Source organism: Drouetiella sp., from assembly GCF_059504425.1.
In genome coordinates, this window is sequence record NZ_JCACIN010000024.1 from 26052 (window position 1) to 45004 (window position 18953).

General features: G+C 52.1%; 26 protein-coding genes. 10 read left to right on the plus strand and 16 right to left on the minus strand.

From position 1 onward, the window contains the following. The 3 genes from AC5JMP_RS05290 to AC5JMP_RS05300 form a co-directional block, all read right to left on the minus strand. Positions 1 to 1158: PIN-like domain-containing protein (locus AC5JMP_RS05290; RefSeq protein WP_495850395.1), on the minus strand; the 1158-nt coding region annotated here is incomplete at its 3' end. 173 nt (positions 1159 to 1331) lie between these two features. Further along, on the minus strand, positions 1332 to 2819 hold the full coding sequence (locus tag AC5JMP_RS05295; protein WP_495850396.1) for a terminase large subunit domain-containing protein: 1488 nt from the start codon (positions 2817 to 2819) through the stop codon (positions 1332 to 1334). Between the two features lie 133 nt (positions 2820 to 2952). Then, positions 2953 to 3189: a hypothetical protein gene (locus AC5JMP_RS05300; RefSeq protein WP_495850397.1), complete on the minus strand. Its 237-nt coding sequence runs from the start codon at positions 3187 to 3189 to the stop codon at positions 2953 to 2955. 143 nt (positions 3190 to 3332) lie between these two features. Between AC5JMP_RS05300 and AC5JMP_RS05305 the strand changes: the two genes are divergently transcribed. From AC5JMP_RS05305 to AC5JMP_RS05320, 4 genes are all read left to right on the plus strand, one after another. Further along, positions 3333 to 3545, plus strand: coding sequence for a hypothetical protein (locus tag AC5JMP_RS05305; RefSeq protein WP_495850398.1), 213 nt, complete (start codon positions 3333 to 3335; stop codon positions 3543 to 3545). A 15-nt stretch (positions 3546 to 3560) separates the two neighbouring features. Then, entirely contained in the window at positions 3561 to 4049 is a 489-nt protein-coding gene (locus AC5JMP_RS05310) for a hypothetical protein (RefSeq protein WP_495850399.1), read from the plus strand. Positions 4050 to 4130: 81 nt separating this feature from the next. After that, positions 4131 to 5036, plus strand: coding sequence for an ArdC family protein (locus tag AC5JMP_RS05315; protein WP_495850400.1), 906 nt, complete (start codon positions 4131 to 4133; stop codon positions 5034 to 5036). A 67-nt stretch (positions 5037 to 5103) separates the two neighbouring features. Next, a complete protein-coding gene (locus AC5JMP_RS05320; RefSeq protein WP_495850401.1) occupies positions 5104 to 6198 on the plus strand; it encodes a hypothetical protein in 1095 nt (364 codons plus the stop codon). Positions 6199 to 6436: 238 nt separating this feature from the next. Here AC5JMP_RS05320 and AC5JMP_RS05325 read toward each other — a convergent pair whose 3' ends face one another. Beyond that, a complete protein-coding gene (locus AC5JMP_RS05325) occupies positions 6437 to 6871 on the minus strand; it encodes a hypothetical protein (RefSeq protein WP_495850402.1) in 435 nt (144 codons plus the stop codon). A 295-nt stretch (positions 6872 to 7166) separates the two neighbouring features. Between AC5JMP_RS05325 and AC5JMP_RS05330 the strand changes: the two genes are divergently transcribed. Further along, positions 7167 to 8492, plus strand: coding sequence for an AlbA family DNA-binding domain-containing protein (locus tag AC5JMP_RS05330; RefSeq protein WP_495850403.1), 1326 nt, complete (start codon positions 7167 to 7169; stop codon positions 8490 to 8492). Between the two features lie 120 nt (positions 8493 to 8612). Here AC5JMP_RS05330 and AC5JMP_RS05335 read toward each other — a convergent pair whose 3' ends face one another. From AC5JMP_RS05335 to AC5JMP_RS05360, 6 genes are all read right to left on the minus strand, one after another. Further along, positions 8613 to 9845, minus strand: coding sequence for a radical SAM protein (locus AC5JMP_RS05335; RefSeq protein WP_495850404.1), 1233 nt, complete (start codon positions 9843 to 9845; stop codon positions 8613 to 8615). Continuing rightward, positions 9838 to 10755, minus strand: a complete 918-nt coding sequence (locus AC5JMP_RS05340; protein ID WP_495850405.1) for a hypothetical protein — start codon at positions 10753 to 10755, stop codon at positions 9838 to 9840. The genes AC5JMP_RS05335 and AC5JMP_RS05340 overlap by 8 nt, the downstream gene beginning before the upstream one ends. Further along, positions 10748 to 10924: an NblA/ycf18 family protein gene (locus tag AC5JMP_RS05345; RefSeq protein ID WP_495850406.1), complete on the minus strand. Its 177-nt coding sequence runs from the start codon at positions 10922 to 10924 to the stop codon at positions 10748 to 10750. The genes AC5JMP_RS05340 and AC5JMP_RS05345 overlap by 8 nt, the downstream gene beginning before the upstream one ends. Continuing rightward, positions 10917 to 11783, minus strand: coding sequence for a ParB N-terminal domain-containing protein (locus AC5JMP_RS05350; RefSeq protein WP_495850407.1), 867 nt, complete (start codon positions 11781 to 11783; stop codon positions 10917 to 10919). Before AC5JMP_RS05350 ends, AC5JMP_RS05345 begins: the two co-directional genes overlap by 8 nt. Positions 11784 to 11894: 111 nt before the next feature. Further along, positions 11895 to 12170: an HU family DNA-binding protein gene (locus AC5JMP_RS05355; RefSeq protein ID WP_495850408.1), complete on the minus strand. Its 276-nt coding sequence runs from the start codon at positions 12168 to 12170 to the stop codon at positions 11895 to 11897. A 50-nt stretch (positions 12171 to 12220) separates the two neighbouring features. Next, complete coding sequence (locus AC5JMP_RS05360) at positions 12221 to 12985, minus strand: hypothetical protein (protein ID WP_495850409.1); 765 nt, start codon at positions 12983 to 12985, stop codon at positions 12221 to 12223. A 269-nt stretch (positions 12986 to 13254) separates the two neighbouring features. On the opposite strand from AC5JMP_RS05360, the gene AC5JMP_RS05365 reads away from it, so the two are divergent. The 5 genes from AC5JMP_RS05365 (at position 13255) to AC5JMP_RS05385 (ending at position 15543) form a co-directional block, all read left to right on the plus strand. Further along, on the plus strand, positions 13255 to 13596 hold the full coding sequence (locus AC5JMP_RS05365; protein WP_495850410.1) for an HK97 gp10 family phage protein: 342 nt from the start codon (positions 13255 to 13257) through the stop codon (positions 13594 to 13596). Between the two features lie 3 nt (positions 13597 to 13599). Then, positions 13600 to 14337 (plus strand): hypothetical protein, encoded by a 738-nt coding sequence (locus AC5JMP_RS05370; RefSeq protein ID WP_495850411.1) that lies wholly within the window; start codon positions 13600 to 13602, stop codon positions 14335 to 14337. 96 nt (positions 14338 to 14433) lie between these two features. Beyond that, positions 14434 to 14859, plus strand: coding sequence for a hypothetical protein (locus tag AC5JMP_RS05375; protein WP_495850412.1), 426 nt, complete (start codon positions 14434 to 14436; stop codon positions 14857 to 14859). Continuing rightward, a complete protein-coding gene (locus tag AC5JMP_RS05380; protein ID WP_495850413.1) occupies positions 14852 to 15322 on the plus strand; it encodes a hypothetical protein in 471 nt (156 codons plus the stop codon). The genes AC5JMP_RS05375 and AC5JMP_RS05380 overlap by 8 nt, the downstream gene beginning before the upstream one ends. After that, positions 15319 to 15543 carry a hypothetical protein gene (locus AC5JMP_RS05385; RefSeq protein WP_495850414.1) on the plus strand — a complete coding sequence of 75 codons (225 nt, stop codon included), beginning with the start codon at positions 15319 to 15321 and terminating at the stop codon, positions 15541 to 15543. The genes AC5JMP_RS05380 and AC5JMP_RS05385 overlap by 4 nt, the downstream gene beginning before the upstream one ends. Here AC5JMP_RS05385 and AC5JMP_RS05390 read toward each other — a convergent pair. The 6 genes from AC5JMP_RS05390 to AC5JMP_RS05415 all read right to left on the minus strand — a co-directional run bounded on the left by AC5JMP_RS05390 (position 15532) and on the right by AC5JMP_RS05415 (position 18952). Beyond that, complete coding sequence (locus tag AC5JMP_RS05390) at positions 15532 to 16398, minus strand: tyrosine-type recombinase/integrase (protein ID WP_495850415.1); 867 nt, start codon at positions 16396 to 16398, stop codon at positions 15532 to 15534. The genes AC5JMP_RS05385 and AC5JMP_RS05390 overlap by 12 nt on opposite strands. 203 nt (positions 16399 to 16601) lie before the next feature. Then, the gene (locus AC5JMP_RS05395) at positions 16602 to 17312 is read right to left on the minus strand and encodes a hypothetical protein (RefSeq protein ID WP_495850416.1); all 711 of its coding nucleotides are present in this window, start codon (positions 17310 to 17312) and stop codon (positions 16602 to 16604) included. 6 nt (positions 17313 to 17318) lie between these two features. Next, positions 17319 to 17600 (minus strand): hypothetical protein, encoded by a 282-nt coding sequence (locus tag AC5JMP_RS05400; protein ID WP_495850417.1) that lies wholly within the window; start codon positions 17598 to 17600, stop codon positions 17319 to 17321. Positions 17601 to 17663: 63 nt separating this feature from the next. Continuing rightward, complete coding sequence (locus AC5JMP_RS05405) at positions 17664 to 18011, minus strand: hypothetical protein (RefSeq protein ID WP_495850418.1); 348 nt, start codon at positions 18009 to 18011, stop codon at positions 17664 to 17666. Beyond that, complete coding sequence (locus AC5JMP_RS05410) at positions 18008 to 18307, minus strand: hypothetical protein (RefSeq protein ID WP_495850419.1); 300 nt, start codon at positions 18305 to 18307, stop codon at positions 18008 to 18010. The genes AC5JMP_RS05405 and AC5JMP_RS05410 overlap by 4 nt, the downstream gene beginning before the upstream one ends. A 117-nt stretch (positions 18308 to 18424) precedes the next feature. Further along, the gene (locus tag AC5JMP_RS05415) at positions 18425 to 18952 is read right to left on the minus strand and encodes a hypothetical protein (RefSeq protein ID WP_495850420.1); all 528 of its coding nucleotides are present in this window, start codon (positions 18950 to 18952) and stop codon (positions 18425 to 18427) included. Between the last annotated feature and the right edge of the window lies 1 nt (position 18953).

Sequence of the window (18953 nt, forward strand, 5' to 3'; positions counted from 1 at the left end):
GCCTCCTAGCTGCTCTAACATTTCAGCGTTCGGCAACCTTGTTCTCTCAAGCATCCGTTCGATGGCAGCACTAGCGCCTCCTAGCTGCTCTAACATTTCAGCGTTCGGCAACCTTGTTCTCTCAAGTATCTGTTCAATGGCAGCACTAGGGCCTCCTAGCTGCTTTAACACTATATGCTCAGCTACTTGCCTTAAAGTGTCACGCCTTTTTTCGTCAACTAACTCAATATCGGCAATTGCATCCGTTTCTTCGATCGATTTTGGATCAATCTCAATCTCAAGCTTCTCCTTAGCCTCTTTAAGAAAATGCCCAGTTCGATACATCCAAAATGGCTGGTTCACATATTCTTGGAACTCGCGACGCAATTCTAAACGTGGAGATTTAATTTTTCCATCTTGTTGTTTAATCCACCAGTCTTCTTTCTTTTCACTGGTCACAAGAATAATTGGCCGGGATTCCTGTTTTGCAAAGTTTAGTAATTCCTTCCAAAGAATAAAGTCCCCGTATTTTTCATTACCCTTCTTGTCTGTGACATCGCAATAGCCAGGAGGTATTAATTGGTCGTATCTTTCGTCGGCTTCCTTGTATAAGGATTGTAAAGCCTTGTCATCAAAGGCTTTTCCTACTTTCGAGTCAAATAGCAAGAGGATCTTATCTAAAATAAGATCTTCATCTGCATTGAGCGGAAAATGAGCGCTCTCAATCTGTTTAATTTTTTCTCGAGAGGCTTCTACTAACTCATCAACTGCATCAAGATAACGCTTTTGCTCGTCAAGATAATTCTCTTGTCCATTCAGGAAGTACACTAATTCAGCAGCTATTGTCCTTCCTGCGCTGCTGAGTTTGTCTCTAAGATTACCAAATTTTTGTTGTTGAAGTTTCCAGCTTTCCAGTTCTGATAATGCTTTTTCAAAAGACCTTGCTTCTGAGTCAATAGTGGCTTCTCGATTTCTAAAGAACTCGTCAGCCACTTGATAAGGTATCCAAATTCTGTCTTGAATACGCTCTAATATCGTTAAAAGATCGTTAGTAGTTTTGCGCGATAACCGATATAAATCTAGGAGAAAGTTTGTATCAAAGACAAAAATGGCGCTCTCCCACAGCTTTGAAACCTCAGCTTCAGATAGACGAAGTCTCCAGGAAAATAAGTCTCTCATGCACCTTCAACTTGTAGTTGGTTCTCACAAAGTATATCGAATCGTCAGATTCTTCATGTGAGTTTGATGCAATGGAGAACGGAGTGCTGAGAAGCCTAGACAGGAAGCGATCGCCAAGCCGCCGAAGCCGCTGGCATTCCCTATCTAGATGCGATCGAGTGGCGCACCGCGCCCTAACCTGCAATCCCTTTAACAGCCCCATGATTCCCCCGCAGCTCGATCGCCACATTCTTGTAGGGAAAGAGCGTATGCATCAAATAACCCGCTGCGTCCGACAAGTGACTTCGCAGCGGGTCTGTTTTGTCCAGCTCCCCCTCAATGATGCCCACCACTTCCCAATCCTTCGTTAGCTCTGGGCACTGCTCCAAATCCACATACACGCGATTAGCCTTGAACAGGCAGTTGCAGCTATTGATTCGGTTCTTCACGGGCGGGTTCGCCTTAGCGAATCGCCGATGCAGCCTGCCACCTAAGCCCAGGTGGTAGCCAATGTCTTTAAAGCCGTTGAACACAATGTCCCAATTGCTTTGGCGACTCACCGCCGTTCGCGCCGAACCTGACGCATCGCCATAGATATAGATTTCTGCTTGATGTTTGCCTTGAGCGATCGCCTCCGTTACCATCGACGTGATCTCCCAAGTGTCTGAATCCATCACGAAAAACTCTTTGAAGAAATGCACCTCATTCCCTCGAACCTGGGCCAAGGTGCAAGTTGCAGGGCTGTAGTTGAAGTCAAAGCTAACGTGCAGGTCAAGATTTGGGTCATAGAACAGGATCTCAGCATCCTCACCCTGCATCGCATGTTTGGCGCGATCGAAGTATTTGTAAGCCCGTCCAGTAGTGGTGTTAATGAACGCACCCTCAAGCTCCTGAGCGGCAAGCTCATCGGTGTAGTTGGCTTCGAGCGACTGCACATAGTCTTCGCCCAGCGACTCCACATTGTCACGGGTTGAGCAAGAAAACATCACATACAGAACCTTGAGTTCAGCAGCTCTGTTGGGGTCAGCGAAGCGATCGTAAATCCAATTAAAGCCGTTGGGCGATGAGGTGATCAGCCCTTGCCCTTTGAGAAATCCGGGTCCACGCCCTAATCTTCCATCCAGCGTCTGAAACGATTTTTCACCTGCATAAGCTCCCTCATCAATCCACGAGGTTCTCACCTGTAAACCCCGTGCTGATTGCACTCTGCCCATAAACGCATTGAGCGACAGGACATAGACAAACGCCCGATCCTCGCCAATGTAACAGCGCTGACGATTGGCGATCGCTAACGCCGTATCTTCCACAGAGCCACTTACCCAAGGCTCTAGCGGAATGTCGAAGTCTCTACAAATCTCAGCCAGCGTCATCAGACTAGATCTCGCAAGCTGCCCATAACTATTGGCTGTGACCAGCCCCCGGCTATCTGGATCAAGCAGCATCCGAGAACAGAACCAGGCTGCCCCGCAATGGCTCTTACCTGATCCGATGCCCCCAATCAAGCCGAGCCAGCGCGTATCCATCGGCTCGGTGCTGGCGATCGGCGCGAACTCAAAGAACCGACTTTGCCCACCCGGTCTAGGCGAGAACTTCTCAAACAGCGTACAGCCTACGTCAGCTTCTGCCTCTACCTGCCGCCGCAAGTCAATTTCATCCTGCAGCAGCGCCGCCCAATGTCCCACTAAGCGCTCCTAGTGAAGCGATCGGCTAGGACGCAAACCGAGAGGATGTAGAGCGAGATCACGATGGTTTCAAGCATGGGCGGCTATGGAGCGCGACAGCTCTACAGTTCCCCGCGTCAGAAGGTCGATCGCGTCACTCTTCAGTGATGTGCAGCTCCCGTCTGCCCAGCCGCTCAATTAACTCACTGACGCTCTTGCAGTTCAGCTCGTGGGCAAGTGTTTTAACTCCCTCCCAGCCCGTTTCGGTGATGCTCACTTCGCGGGTTTTCTTGGCTTCGCCATAGCTCTGGCTTCTACCGGGTCTAGAGGTCTTAGCTAGGTTTTGCAGCGAGGCAGGATGCTTGCCTGGTGGATATTCAGGATCTGACATGGCGTAAAGCTCGTTTTGTTTTCCCGATTGTAACCCATAAACATCCCGGATAAATATCGGTATAATCACGGATTACTCCCATATCTATCCGGGATATATTAGGGATATAGAGAAACAAGCAAACCACTACCGGAGTTAATCAAATGAAACCTATCTCTAACGGCACCAAGATTCTTACCCAACAAGGCTGGCTAGGAACGATCGTAGGCTTCGATCGAACCACCAAAGGATTTCACTACCGGGTTAAGTGGCAAGAGATGGGGGCGATGTTTGCTCTAGGTTCTCACCTCTATGAGGATTCAGTTCACTTCAATATTTGGGTCAGCGAAGTAATCGAGCTTACCGGAATCGAGTAAGGCTTCATCCTGCCAGTGGCGGTTAACTGGCATCCCGATCGCTTCCTACCACCCTTCACAACCCTCATCACAATGGCACTCACACTCACCACCGCTAAGGTCAAGTTCCCCGCAGGTAAAGTCTTTCCAGGTCAGTACGGCGATCGCGTCAATGTCGTTCTTACTCCCACTAACGGTGGGGAAGAAATCAAGCTCTGGGGTAATCCAGACAGCGAGATTTCCCAACTCAAGAAAGGTCAGGAAGTCCAGGTCATCAACGACGGTAAAGGCTTCAAGCTTGCCGCCTATGAAGCAGCTCCCGAAGTTGTCCAGGCTCCCGCTACTGGCAAAGAAGCCTTGACCCTTAACCAGGCGAAGAAGCGGATCGCCGCCGATGTTGAGCAGTCCGCTAAGTTCTTCCGATTCTGCTATGAGACAGCCCAGCAGCAGATGCAAGGGCTAATAGACGATCCCTCAGAACTTCGGGCGATCGCTACAACCCTGTTCATTCAAGGCATGAGATAGATTTCTACAGCGATCGCCGCAACTTCCAACGGCTTCGGCGATCGCCTCCCTGCTCACCAATCACGACAAGCATTAACCACCATGAAAGCACAAACCAAAAAGCAAGCTGCCGACAAGTTTCAGATCGTTACCGACAAGATCGTTCAGTTGATGGAGCAAGGCGTTAAACCTTGGGTGAAGCCCTGGCACTCTGTTCCCTACGGCAATCTGATCTCAGGTCATACCTATCGGGGCATTAACCCGCTACTCTGCGCGATCGACATGATGACCTATGACTATGAGCAACCCTACTTTATCGGCTTCTCACAAGCTTCTGAGATGGGCTGGAAGGTTCGTAAAGGGTCTAAGTCCACCTGGCTTCGTTGGGGCGGTACCGTCTGCAAAGAAACCAAGCTAGAGGATGGTTCTACCGAAAAGGAATTCTTCGGCACTGCTAAGTGGCTACAGGTCTTCAACATTGCCTGTCTAGATGATTCTGAAGCCGATCGCAAGGTGTCAGAACACCTCAAATCTGTATCCGGTTCTAATCCAGATTCTCGTCGGATGGATGCAGAATCCTTTATCCAAACCCAGAAAGCCACGGTCAAACACTTGGGTGATGTGGCTTGCTACAGCCCTTCTAGCGATGCGATCGCCATGCCAAAGTTTGAAGACTTCACCAGCGCCGCTACCTATTACGCAACCCTGATCCATGAGCTAACTCACTGGACAGGTCATAGCAGCCGCTGCGATCGCGATCTCTCCGGTCGGTTTGGCTCTCAGTCCTACGCTTTTGAAGAGCTGATCGCTGAACTAGGCGCGGCGTTTGTCTGCAATGAGTTGGGGATTGAGTCTGAGATTGAGAACCATGCTAGCTACCTAGACAACTGGCTACAAGCTTTAAAGGGTGATAACAAAGCGTTCTTTAAAGCCGCTTCAGCCGCTCAAAAAGCTTCAACCTTCCTGATGACCAATGCAGGGCTAATCGAGCAAGCCGAAGCTGCATAGCCTAAATACGCGCCCCTAGATGCACTAGGGGCGCGTATCAACATAATCCCTACCAACCTTCCCCATCATGCAAGCCAAAGCGCTCTACGCCGCCTTCAAGCAGCTCAACTCGATCGTCCCTTCCGAATCCAAGCTCCGCATACACGACGAGGCAATGAGCTGCGTCCGTATCATCTGCGACGGTAAACAAACGACGATCGCCGCTTACAACCTGGATGGCAGATGGAAGCGGATCGTCCTTCCTCCTGAGCCTACAACGTTTGAAGTGTTGTGTCCCTTCTACCTAGTTAAGAAATGGCTAAGGGCAGTCGCTAGGACTTGTGAGCAGGTCTGGATCAACGCGATCGCTACTGGCATTGAGTTCACGAGCGACACATTCCGCTATACGTTTAGTGCACCTGGTGTTGAGCGGTACCCCGTGATGCCGGATGAACGACGATCGCCCGTGGTTGCCCCTGCGCCAGAACCGAAAGACGCGATCGTTCCTTTCACCCGTCCTATCAGGGTTCATCCTGAAGTGGGTACGCTAGAGCCTGAAAGCAGTGAGGCAACGGTGCAGCTGCTCAAGCAATTAGCAGGAGAGGTCAAAACACCTATGCCCAATCACGTAATTAGTCTGGATGAAATCAAGAGCGCCGTCGCAGTATCCCTGCGTCCGGATCAGGCGTTTGAGGCGGTTTGTGCCATCACTAGCATGATTCCTTACTCCCAAGATGTCAGCGAGTTTGAAGGGCGCTATCTAATCATCCATGCCACCGAAGTTTCTGGAGAACTGGAAGATCAGATGATGAAAGGATTGCGAGATCTGGAGATCGATCGCACCGATGCACCTATGAACAGCATCCTGGGCTATGCCTTCATCAAGGAAGTGAAAAAGTACACCCCGGCAACTTGGGAAGAAGACTACCAGGCAGAGGTTCACGGCTATCCGGTCAGCCTTGCCGAGATCTCTGCCGCCGCTGGCAATGGTGATGTCTGGGGGGTGATCCTGGAACGTCCTATGATGTTCTCTGAACCGATCGCCCTCAAGAGCGGTCTACTGCATGAGTTTTGGACTCCCAATAATCCCTCTCACTCTGCCGCCTTCCGCAAATGCTTTGAGAGCGATCGGATTGTGGTGGACATCGAACGTGAGGCTGAAGTGGAGGAAGTTGAAGGCTAAGCTGCCTCTTCAAGTTGTGGTGTACAACCCCGATTCTGGTACTCAGGATCGGGGTTTTCTTTACCTCTAATCTCCCTATTTTCCATCTCTCTACACCCCTCTAAAACCCCCTCTAAACCGTCCTTACAGAGTTTTAGGTACTACCCCAAGTCAACCGAACCTTACCCGTTTAGGGGCAAAAAGAACCCCGATCAGGATAACCGCGATCGAGGCTTGGTGTGTGAGGAGAGAAGTTAAACTACGCGGCTTGCTTGACCCGGCTGGAGGTCGTGCGCTTACCCGCCTGAGACTTCTTGGACTTGGAATTAACCAATCGCGCTGCGCTGACGGGTGCAGTAAAGGTGTCTGCCGCTTTAGCTTTAGCTTTCGCCAAGAACTTGCTAGCCTTATCTTTCGCAGCGCCTGTTGCGCTCTGCATCTGACGCTGAGCGCGAGTCAGGAGGCTCTTAGCCGCTGATTCCTGCGATTTTGCAGCGCTTCCAGTGATTCGATTGGCAGTCCGGCTGAAGGAAGAAAAGCCAGAGTTTCTGCCGCGATCGCTGTTGCCGCCCGTAGCATTGTCAACTGCTTGGTAAGCGCGTGCGCCGTTTGCCAAAACCCGCTCTTTAGCGGTGACATCAACGCTGCTAGCCTGAGCGCCGTTGCTCTGCTGAATACAAATCAAATCTTCCATTTTGGACTCCTAGAATTTAGTCGAGATATTGCAGCGAACCACTCGACATTAGGAGTCTCATTTGGGTTGCTAGGTCTATGATGCCCAAAACCTCAAGAGCAATCCCCCCAAAGTTCCTTAGCTGCCCTAGCTACGCAAGGCATAGAGCGGACATACAAAGTCTCCTCGTCTATCATTAAGGTCAAAATGCAGTGAATAGGAGGGCGATCGATTTAGAGCAGTTGCAAATCTTGCGATATTTAACGTCTTTATGTTTGACGACAGATTTCTCAGTGCCCTTTAGACACTTTATTACATGAGCTATAACCCTTTTGACAAAGCAGTTGGAGAACCACTTCAGCCTGAGGATCTTCAGACCTTAATTACACGGCAAGTAGCGGAAGGCTATTACGTCGAGTACAAAGGGGAGATGCCGAACTCAACAAAGATAGGTCGAAGTTTGGCATCCCTTGCAAATACTTATGGTGGTTGGTACATCGTAGGGATCAAGACTGATGAGCATAATGTTGCAGCAGTAGTCTCCGGCTTTGACCCTGCATCCTGTCATGATCCAATCTCAGTCGTTCGCGATTTGGTTAAGCACCATATTGATCCGGTGCCTGTCTTTTTTCCACAGGTCATTACGCTCGATACCGGAAATTTAGTGCTTGTCGTACATATTCCTGATAAACAGGAGACTCCGTTCATTACAAGAGATGGACGATTATATCGACGTACTCATGATTCTTCTGACCCCATACCAGAATCGAGTCGTTATGCCGTGGATCAGCTTGTTGAACGAGGAAAAGAAGTTTCAAAACAATTTGCACGATTTTCAAAAGATGATCGCACTTTCAGCAATGCTGAGGAGGATGGTTGGTTGAAAATCTATATTTCTCCATATCCCTTAGGCTTAACTGACCATCCTGATGTACGTTCTAAATCGGTAATTGAAGGTTTACTCAAAGCCAGCGAAAAAGCAATTCAGATTCCATTATTTAGTAATCCTGAGGCGACAACAATATCAGGAAACATAGCGTTTAATGCGGCCCATCCAACTCCTAGCTCTGTGGTACTCCGACTCACAAATATTCAGAACGAAGCATTTCACTCGCTCACCATGGAGCTTGACTCGCTCGGTAGGGCAAAAATCTTTATCCCATTATCTCAAATTGAACTGCAAGATTTTTCAAAAATTCGCTCACCCATAGTGCGTCAGCAAATTCTTGATCGACTTGAAATAAAAGGTGGTAGACACCATACAAGCCTCAAATTCTTTAATGTCGGCACAATCTGGCTGACGATTGCTTTTTTGGCGAATTACTATCTGGAGTGGCTTGGTGAGACAACAAGCCTGACTGACTTTCAGGTGGCATTAGAACTTAATGGTGTGTGGAGGCATGTACCGTTCTACGACTTCGACTCGTGGGGAGAACACGTTCAACAGCTAGGCTTACCTGTGCTTATGAGGGATTATGTACGATTTCCTAAGGACGAGGAAAAGGGACTATTTATTGGTACTGAAGATACTCTTTGGTTGCATTTGTGCTTGAATTTTGGTCTTGCTTGCGGTCTGCCGCCTGAGTTCTTTGCGAATTCTATTGGAACAGTGATTACAGATGCCGCTGGATTGAAAGACTAGCTAGAGGGCAACCAGGATGCAAAAGCGCAAAGTGGTTAGTGCATCAGAGTCTTTAAAGGGGGATGCAGCACAGCGATCGCTCAATTGCTATGCGTCTAGTGAGTCAGCCAACGAGAAGAATCACCACATCTCCCACTCAGCAGCACGCTCATAGCAGCCGTCTGGACGGAACAGCAGGATATAGCGCCCGTTATCGTCTAGATGCAGCGGATACTTGCCCTCTTCATTCTTAGCGCCCCCTGCTAGCGTGAAGCAGCCCACATGGCAGGGATGAAACACGATGTCATGGTTATTCCAGGTAATCTCCAAAAACGTCTCATAGGTCATGTAGCGCGGGATCTCATCGTTGCGATCGCTCCGCCAAAACTGCTGATACTGCACCGCTCCCAAGTGGTTCCTTAGCGGATGCACACCAGCCGGAAGCTGAGGCAGCATAAAGTCTCGCCAATCTTCAAAGTAGATGGGATCATTCGGAGCTAATCCCTTGTCATAACAGTGGTTTACAAAGTCCTGAACCAGCGGGAAAGTCTTGGGATACGTCTCTTTGTAGGGTCTGAAGTAATCCGATCGCTCTCGCTGCTGCGCGTCATAAACCTCTAGCCCATGCTCAACCGCTGCGTCACGGGTGCGGGTGCAAGCCTCTTTCATCTCCAGGTCTTTGCGGAACCTGCGCCCTCGCTTCAGAACGGTTTCACCCATTGCCGCTCTCTCGCGATCGCTCATGTTGTCCACATGATGACAGCTCAAGTGCAGCGGCTGCACCCAGGCGCTCTCTACGCCAATACTAGCCAGCGTTTTGCATAGGGGATTCGGATCGCCAATCCATTCCGGCACCACCGGGTTAATGCCTACACAAACCCGATGCCCCGCAGCTCGCGCCGCCTCAATAAACTTGAACCGCTCTTTAGCTGATGGCGCACCGGGTTCGACACGCCGCAGCACCTCTTCATCCATGGTGGCGATCGAGATATAGAACACCGTTGGCGATGCAAACTTCAGAAAGTCATAGCCCGATTTACCGCACTTGGTTTGAATTGAGTAGCGCAAGCCCAGTTCGGTCATCGTTTCCAGAATGACGAGCGCCTGACGGGAATTGCTGTCGGCAAACGGATCGACATGATTGGAAAGGGTAACGGGATAACCCGATCGCAGCAGCGCCGCCGCGTAAGTGTTCTTCTCTTGAAACTGGCTAATCAGCCCCATGATCTGACTCATGTTGCCCGTGCGATCAGGGCTGTTCAGATTGGCAAAGCAGTAAGAGCAGCCCATACTGCACCAATTCAAGCTCATCTCTAGAGGGATGCAGGCATTGTTGAACAGCCCACCCCAAAACACACTCAGACTCTCACTCATCGCCTTCTTCCTCTTTCTGATTAAATACGACATGGCCCTTGAGGAACGCCACCTGGTCACTGACTACCCCGATCGCCGCCTTATAAGCCTCAAACTCTTGCCAGCGCCGATTCGACAGCACGATCGCCAGTGGGTAAGCGATCGCTTTCTTCTTCCCCGGCTCCGGATCTTCGTTGTAATGCGCCCCGCCTTCTTCAATGACTGGCTCCGGATCAATGGCTGCATCCAAATCCGCAGAGGTCTGGGGATTTGCCACAGGCGCAAAAGCTGAGGGCGGTGCATCACTGGGTTCTTGCGGCACGAAACCCGCTAGCGACTCTTGCACCCGCGCCATCCCTTCAGCCTGTTCCTGCTGCTCGATCACCTCAGCATCTGCACCCTCAGCCCGTTTAGTGGCGATCGCCCCCAATAGCCGCGATCGGCGTTCCGGGTCGGGAATGGCAATGTCTTGAGCCGCTGGAGTCAGCCGCGACAGGAGCAGCGTCCTCATATCTTCCTTAGTGCGTCCCCGGCTGGTTGGGTTGTTGAGCCGCACCATCATTGCCTTGTGCAGCGAGTCATCCAGACGATTCACCCGCACAGGCACCTTTAGCCAGTACCCCGCGTCAAACCGCTCTCTATCCTTCTTGCTGCCCCTAGGATTGACGGCTAGATAGGATTGCCATTGCTCTTCATACCAAGCCTTCGTTTGCTGAATCATCCACTCAGCCGCCATGACGCGCCCATGCCCCCCGATGAGGCGATCGTTATTCTCGTTGTAGGAGGGCAACTCACACCAGCCTGAGAATAGGAGACTCCTGACCAATTTGGGCAAATCAGCATCCCAACCGTGGACGCGAGGATTATCCTCGTGATGCCGCGCCATCAGCTCAGTGACGGTCTTATAAAGGATCTCCGGTTTCTTAGGCATCGCCAATCCCCCACTGTTTCTTAAGCGCAGCGCGATACTGTGCTTCCATTCGCAAAGTGCGCTCGTAGGTCTGAATCAGGCGATCGCGGATTTGATCGAGCGTCATTTGCTCGCATTCCTTCTCTAAGTGCGCTAGCGCAAAGCACTGTTCTAAGCTCAGTTCAGGCATCGGCGGGTTCCTCCACAACTTGATAGGCATCATGCCCCTTAACAAACGCATCGGTATCCTTGGAGATATCGTTCTCACGCTTCCAGGTATTCCAAAGCTTCCACTGTGCCCAGGTCAGCGATACCGACAAAGCCCTCACAGGCGGCGGCGCTTTCGGCTCAATAGGCTCATCCTCTTCTTCGTCCTCAATCCATTCACCCGCCTGATCCGGATCGTCATACTCTGTCACGTCCCCACTGGCATACTCTGCCGTGTCTGGCTCCGGTGCATCGGCGACGCGATAATCGATCGCTCCTGCTGCTTCAAACCGCTGCTTGTCCTGAAAGTCTTCGGTGGTCTGGGGTTCTGGGGCGGTCACTTGTGGGTGTGAAGCACTTATCGCCTCTCTATACCCGGCTAGCTGCTTTAACCTGCCGGGGAGCTGTCCTAGCAGCGCTTTCAACTTCTCCGGGTCGTCCTTGCCTTGGCTCTCGGTGTCGTTCAGGCGGATCAGCATTGCCTCATGCTCTGCCTCACTCAGATCCACCATTAGCACTAGCGCCTTCTGCCAATACTCTGCGGTGAAACGCTCTTCATCGCTTACGCCGCCCTCGTGATGTGCCGTCCATAGCTGCCAGCGATGCTCGAACCACGATTCAGACTGCTGCAAGAGCCAGTTCGCCGCCTCGACTCGCCCATGTCCGCCTACCAGCCGCCCATTGCGCTGATTTAGGGTAATCGGCTCAACCCAGCCGCCCTCCAACAGCGAGAGCGCCAAATCCTTTACATCGCCCTCGACCTCATGCTGAATCGGGTTCAGCGGGTGAAAGGCGGTCATTAATTGTTCTGTGGGTAGCCAGTCGGTTTGAATACGGGGCATAGAGGGGCGATCGGTTTCAACATCCCTACAGTGCCCATCTCCGTTTTGCGACGTGCAAAAAAGCGCCCCTGACCTGAGAAGCGCTATCTGACATCTATTTGGAAGGAAAATCTATCTTGCCACCAGATCTTTAAACTGCTTGCCTGCCGAAAATGCCGGAACCGTATTCGCTGGAATCTGCATCGCCTCTCCGGTCTTAGGGTTCCGCCCCTCACGAGCCGCCCTCTCACGCGGTTCAAAGCTCCCAAACCCTACCAATGTCACCTTATCTCCAGCCGCAACAGCGCCCTGAATCGCCTCGATCGCCGCTGATAGCACCAAATCAATATCTTTCTTGCTAAATTCCGTCTTGGTGGCGATCGCCGTCACGAGTTCCGCCTTATTCATAGCCAGAAGTCCCCTAAACTCTACGCTAAGCGCAATTGTAGTACGGAAGTTCAAGCTTCTTCCTCATCCTCACCCGATTTAACCTCCTGAATTGCCTGTAAAGCCATATTTAGCTCCTCCAGCGGCAATCCTGCCTCAAGCTTCAGCTCCTGAATCGCTTGCAGTGCCAGCTCCTTAATAGAGCGATCGCCCAATCTCACCGAATCTTGCAGGTATCCCATCAGGCGATCGTATTGCCGCTGCAAATTGCCCATGCGCTCATGAAATACCGCCGCATTTGCCAGGTTGACCGTGCTGTTGAGGATACGGGCAAGGCGCTCAATGTCCAGATTCAAGAGCCGCAGCTCCAGCTCTTTGACAAAATCTTCGGACAGCTCCCCTGCCTCAACTAGCACGGTGCAAGCTTCCAGAACGGTCTGAGCTTGGCGATCGAACTTGCCCTCTCCTTCCAGTAGCCCTAGGGCACGGGCATGGACCATGCAGAAACTTTCTCGCAGGATGGAAGCCGGATCATGTTGCTGCACTGCCTCAAACCGCACTGCCGCCGCGCCCGTCAATACTCTGGCATATAGCCCATGCTTGACCGCGTTCTGATTGGCGGGTCTGGCTTTGTTGGGATGGCGGACAGCGATGGGAACGACCACCTCAGCGATCGCTTCCACAGGCACATCAACAGGCACGATCGCCGCGTCCCCATGCAGGTAGCAACAGCCCTCACCGGGATGATCGGTTGCCGATCCTTTGGGGCGGGTGCAAGGCTGACCGTTCTTGCCGATCGCTCCACAGTGTTTCTCTGGCTCAAACTTTCTAGGCACAACTGAGTAGCTCTACTGAGGGGTCTGGTCTGAAGCCGCCTGGAGTCAGGCGAGAGGGCGATCGTGCGGGGTGTTCCATGCCTTGAGTCGTTCTTAAGTAGCTCTACTGAACTTTTGTGGAGGTATGCAGCAAAGCCGCCAACTTTGGCGCTGTAGCTGGCTTAGGGTGCGTTTTGACGACTGGGCAGCCGTCTGTACTTCAGATTGCCCAATCGAGCAAAACCACTAGCCTCTGGGCAGTCTAGGGGCAATGGTTAGAGGCAAGGCGAATGGACTTAGAACAGCAGATTAATGGGGCGATCGCGCAAGGCTTGAACCAAGTCGCTGAAATCGCCTTGACCGACATCCGCGAACACGTTCAAGTGCAATCGGGTCGCTTGCGAGAGTCCTACGCGATCGTCCAACGGGCAACCCCCGACAGCCTTGAAGTGACTGTTGCTAGCCCCGTAGACTACCGCATCAATCACTACCCTCTAGCCGCGCCGAATGCCAGACCCGATCGCAATCGCTCTCTGCAAGGCAATCCTTTGGTCAATCCAGCCGCCGAAGACAGCAGCAAGCTGGAAGCCGTTATCGAAGCTCAAATCACCCAAGCACTCAACCAACTTTAAAGTATGGAACTCACCTCGGAAGACATCGCTATCCTTTGCCAGATGAAGCTTGAGCGCCTTCGCCAACAAGTGCAGGCAACAAAGTTCACCACCCTTTTGTTTATGGATGATGAACTGAAGATCTACTGCAATTATCAGGCGGAGGTCGATCTCTTGCTGGGTGACAGTGCTTTAGAAGAGCAGGTCTACTGCATTACGGGCACATCCCAAATTTCGATCTGGTTCTGCGATGAAAAAGTGTGGGAGTCTTCACTCTTATGCGTTCTGCCGAATATTGACCTAGAATCGGATCTAAATGCGATTGGAGAAGATCTTATGGCAACGGCAACCCTGGAGCGCACAGAAACCAAGACAGAGACTAAGGCACCTAGCGCAGCAAAGAGTGGGCGATCGACACAAGGAACCTTTGAAGAGGTGCTAAGGCAGGTTCAGAAAGTGACGCAGCAATCAGACGATGCGATCGGCTCTTTGATCTTGGAAGCGGTACCCCAATCCGCATGGCGCTATAGCCAGGGGCGGTTCGTTTTGCCTGAGTCTGCCATCAAAGATTCTCTAAATTTGATGCGGCAAAAGCTGGAAATGGCGATCGCTGGGATGGGGACAACTGAGGCGATCGCAGAAGTTACCCCAGAGGTCAATGGTGCAGAAGCTCCAGCCGCAAAGCCAGTCGCTAAGAGAATGGCAACCAAGACGGCTCGGAAGCCAGCCACAAAAACTGCTGCTAAGAAGCCCGCAGCATAAATCGTTCACCACCCACCCGAAGCCCGCCGACTGCGCGGGTTTTTTATTGGGCATATTAGGGCTGATGGTTCCTGGGGGCTGTTCAGCCCCTTTCTTATGCCCAACGTGAATCAGCGGCTTCGCAAGGTAGACGATCGCCTCTCTCGGATCGATCGCCGCCTCGGATTCCTTCAGACCCGGCTCTACTTCCGCCCAATTGGGCAGGATTGGATCGAGGTGCAAATCAATAGTGCTGTGGATTTGGGCGTGACACCTCGGAACCTCAAGTCAGGCGAAGAGGTCAGCGCCCATCGTTACTCTTGCCAGGTGAATCGTCGCTGGCTCGATCTCTATTCAGCGACCGAGGGAGGTTGGGCGATCGCGCCTGATGGCATCAATAAGCTGGACTGCGAACTAGAGGGCCAAAGCATCAAAGACGCGGACACCTTCGGAACGCTCGACTTCCGCATTGCCCAAGCCATCACTGTTGAGTTTCCGCCCATTCCACCCGTCACTATCCCGCCGCCATTCCCCTATGTCTAGCAAATACGCCGAAGCTGCTCACCAGATTGCTTTAGAGGTTCATGCTCACTTGGTGCGATCGCTTGACCTGCCCACCCCTTTCCGCAGCACTGACCCGCTCAGCGGTGAGCGCTATGCCATCCTTACCCCTCAAGATTTGAGCAGCGGCGAGATGCCATCAGAGCTGTACTTGAACTGCACTTTCTTTGCCAGCGGCGGCTTCTCCGACTACTGGCAAGCTTGCCAATGGGCGATCGGCATGGGCATGAATTTAGATAGCTTGCTGCCTCAAGTCGGTCGGCATATCAACCGTCGCAGCATCTTTTCTGGGATCGAACGCAGCGGCAATATTAGCACGGGCAACCCTCGCGCCCCGCTTCAGCAGCCCCAAGGTCAGCAGTCCCATATCTGGATTGTCGATGTGGTCTGTCCTTGCCGGATCAAGCTGCTGGTGTTTAGAGATCCTGTACTTGGGCATCGATGAAACCTAGAGGCTGTGCCACGTCAGAGCGATCGCGGCAAATTCTAGATGCTGTTATCAGCAAACCGGGAAGCAATATCCCGGCGCTGCATAAAGAAATGGGTATCACCAGGACTATTTTGCTACGCCATCTCAACCTGCTCCGAGCTGATGGCAAGGTCTACTATACCTATAGCGCTGGGCGGCGATCGCGACTCTGGTATCCGATGCTGCTAAAGCGGTAGATACTTGGAAGATGATTCAGTTGGACGCACATGCAGATAGCGCCCGGTCGTGGCTGGGCTGGTATGCCCCAAGGTTTTCTGGACAACATGCATGGGTGAACCCGCGTCCATTGCGTGAGAGGCGTGGGCATGGCGCAACCAGTGAGGCGAAATCTCTGGAGACAGCCCCGCCTTCTCAGCCGCTTGCTTGACGATGCGCTGCACCTGACGCGGCGTAATGTGCCCACCCTTGCGGCTAACGAAGATCGGATCATCCAGGCTGCATGGGTCAGGCTGATGCTGAGAGAGCGATCGCCAAACCTTTGCGGGCAGGTTAACCGTGCGGGTTTTGCCGCCTTTGCCGAAGATCGTGATTTGCCCACCGTCCGATCGCCGTTTGGCATCGCGCCATTTCAAACCCACCAGCTCATCTACCCGACAGCCAGACGCATAGGTGAGGTAAAGCATCAAGTGGTTGCGTGGGCTTTGCTTGACTGCATCAATCAGGCGCAATACCTCTACAGGCTCTAGGATGCGCTCTGCCAAAGTGTCCTTAATCTTGGGAGATTTCAGCGGGATTGCGACGTTGAAAGGCAGGTAGCCCGTTTCATGGGCATAGCGAAACAGCGACTTGAGGACCCGGATTGCGTGCGCCTGAGTCGCGCTGGACTTGTCCGAAAGGCTGGAAGTATAGGCTTGCGCCTCTTCTAGTGTCACCGTCTTGAGAGTAGCGATCGCTCCCAGAAACGGCTTGATGGTGGCTCGATAGGTGCGCTGGGTTGAAAGCGGTCGCCCGTGCAGCCACATCTCAATCAGACGGCGATCGGCTTCAAGGTCGGCTGGACTGATTTGGGATGCAAGGGCAAGTGAGGACACGGGAAACAAGGGTTAGGATTCTCCCAGAGTGCCCGGTGGCTATGGGGCGATTGCAGCGCCCCAATGTCGTAAAACTTTTGCCGATAACTGGCTATGCCTTGTTTTGTGAATGTCTCAAAACTGAATGTCGCAAAATAGATGTTGTCAGACCTTAGATTTTAGGGTTCAGGTTCAGGAGTTTTGCCCTGCCGGGTTTTGCTCCGTTAGCTGCCCATCCGATGCCGATCACCTATTTTCCTGCAATCGGGCTTCAAGGGCTGCAAATTGTGGTTCGGATCAATGCCGCCTTTACTTTGAGCCAAACCCGTCAACCACTGCACCCAATCGATCGCTTTTACCGCGCCTTGCCAGGTGCGGTGGTGTTCCAGTTCTCTGAAATCATTGGCGGCAAGTTGTTTGATAATCTTCCAAGCAAAGCGCTTGATATACTTGTCTCCTGCAAACTGGTCAGCAGCACCTTGAAGATCAACAGCCACAAGCTGAACGCCGCTAGTGCGTTGAGTTTGATAGGGTCTACCTTTACTATCCACACTGCTAACAGTCTTGCTCCAACCGGACACCCAATAATGTGAAGCGGCAATGGCGCTCTGCTGCTGCATCTGCTGGTTGAGATTTCCAACCAATCCCCCGCCCCCAGACTTTGCGATAGTGCTGCTGCCTCCCATGAGAGCAAGGTCGGCTCGTAGAGATCGGAGATTGATGCAGCAGATGAAAAATCGGATTCGTTCATGGTGTCTATCAATTCGCCAGAGGTCGCAGCATCCGGGTATGCTGCCGTCTTTAATTTGAAATACGCTGATTCCGTCTGCGTGATACTCGTCAAGGATTTCCACCGTTGGACGATCGCTTGACTTGAATCCCAGACTTTTCTTAATCCATTTGATGAGGCTATCGAGCCAGTTAGGATGCTCCACATTAGCCTAACCCTTGCCACTGAGCTTCAGGTAAGCATCAATGCGATCGGTCGGACTCATGCGGATCAGGGTGCTGGCCCCAGCGATCGCGGTTAGCCACTTCAGCCCTTGCTCTATGCCGAAGTCTTCTTTTACTGATGCCCTGGCGGCTGGGATGCCCAGGCAGATTAGGATCATGCCATGTAGCACTAGCTCTAGCGGGTCAACGTGCCAGCCAAACAGATCTAGCCCGGTGGCTTTGCGATTAGGGCAGGTTTCTGGACAAGGAAATTCTGTAGGCTGATTCATTGGATAGGGGATGAAGCGCGATGCCCCTAAGATGCCCGATCGCCTCAGTCCGTTTGCGTCTGGCTACGCGGCTTCAGCTTCCAGTCGAGCGATCGCCCCACGCATCTCCAGCTTTAAAATAGAGAGCTGAGATCTCAACAGCTCTGATTCGATTTGTAGCTCAATTAGCCCATCCTGAGCGCGTTGCAGCTTAATTGATAACGCTTGATAGTCCTCTTCAGCCTGCAATTCAGCTTTCTTTGCCTTGCGCTGAGACTCGTTCTTCAGCTCAGGATCGAAGGCGATCGTCCCTTCAATTTCCCGATCAAAGGTGGTCAGCGTGGCTTTGAGGTATCGGATCTCACCCTCTTGAGCCAATGCCTGACGCTGGATTTGGGCGATCGCTTGGGGTAGCTGATGAAGATCTGTCATGCCGCCAACACCCGGTTATCGTCTGCTGCGCCGGACAGCACGCCGAACTCAACCTCGCTCTGCACCTCTCGCAGCATGGCAAGATCCGCAGGGGAAAGAAACGACATTGCCAGTTGAGCGATCCGTCGCATTTCGGGTTCAGGGTAGCGTGATAAGCCGTCAATTTCACGATTGAGCCGCGCAATGCCCAGCGCCCGATCGACCCGTAAACTGCGAATGGCAACCAACAGCGCTACGCCGCAGATGCCAATCTCTCTCTGAGGATGTGCGTAAGCCGAACCGGAGATGATATGCATAGAAGCTTGAAAGTGAGGCGGTGGCTTCATTCTATTAAAGCGACATGCCGAACCCCTCAAGTATTTCTACTCTGTTTAAGTGCCACTTCACACAAAGCTTTCAGGGAACGTACGTACTTACAGGCTCAAAGAGCGATCGCCCTGCTTGAATTTCAGCGAGAACCCCTCTCCATAGAGCGCTGATCCAAAGCCCACCCCAAACCCTTTCGGCTGAATCGACATGATCCGCCCTAGCCAGCGGGTGTAGAACTCGCCATTGAGGACGCGCCGATTAGCCGGAATCGGGTCAAGTTCTGCCAAGAAATCCAGCACTTCGATCGGGGTAAACTGCCGCAGATTGGCAGAGGTGCAAGCCTTCGCTAGATGTCGAACTAGCCCTAGAACTTCAGCATCAGGATAATCACAAACGGCATCAAAGCCACGCTTGGAGACTCCCACAGGTGCGATCGTCCCGGTGCCTGTAAAAATGTAGTCGGTTTTTAGTTCGTCTTCAATGGGGGTGTACTTACGGCGATCGACCAACAACCGCAGGTAGGTCTTAGAGCCGATCACCTCAAACATCTCAGCGGCAACGGCTGGATGCTGATTTTTGATAGTCGTGCTGCACTCAATCAAAATCCGTTTATAGAAAGCGTAGTCTTCCATG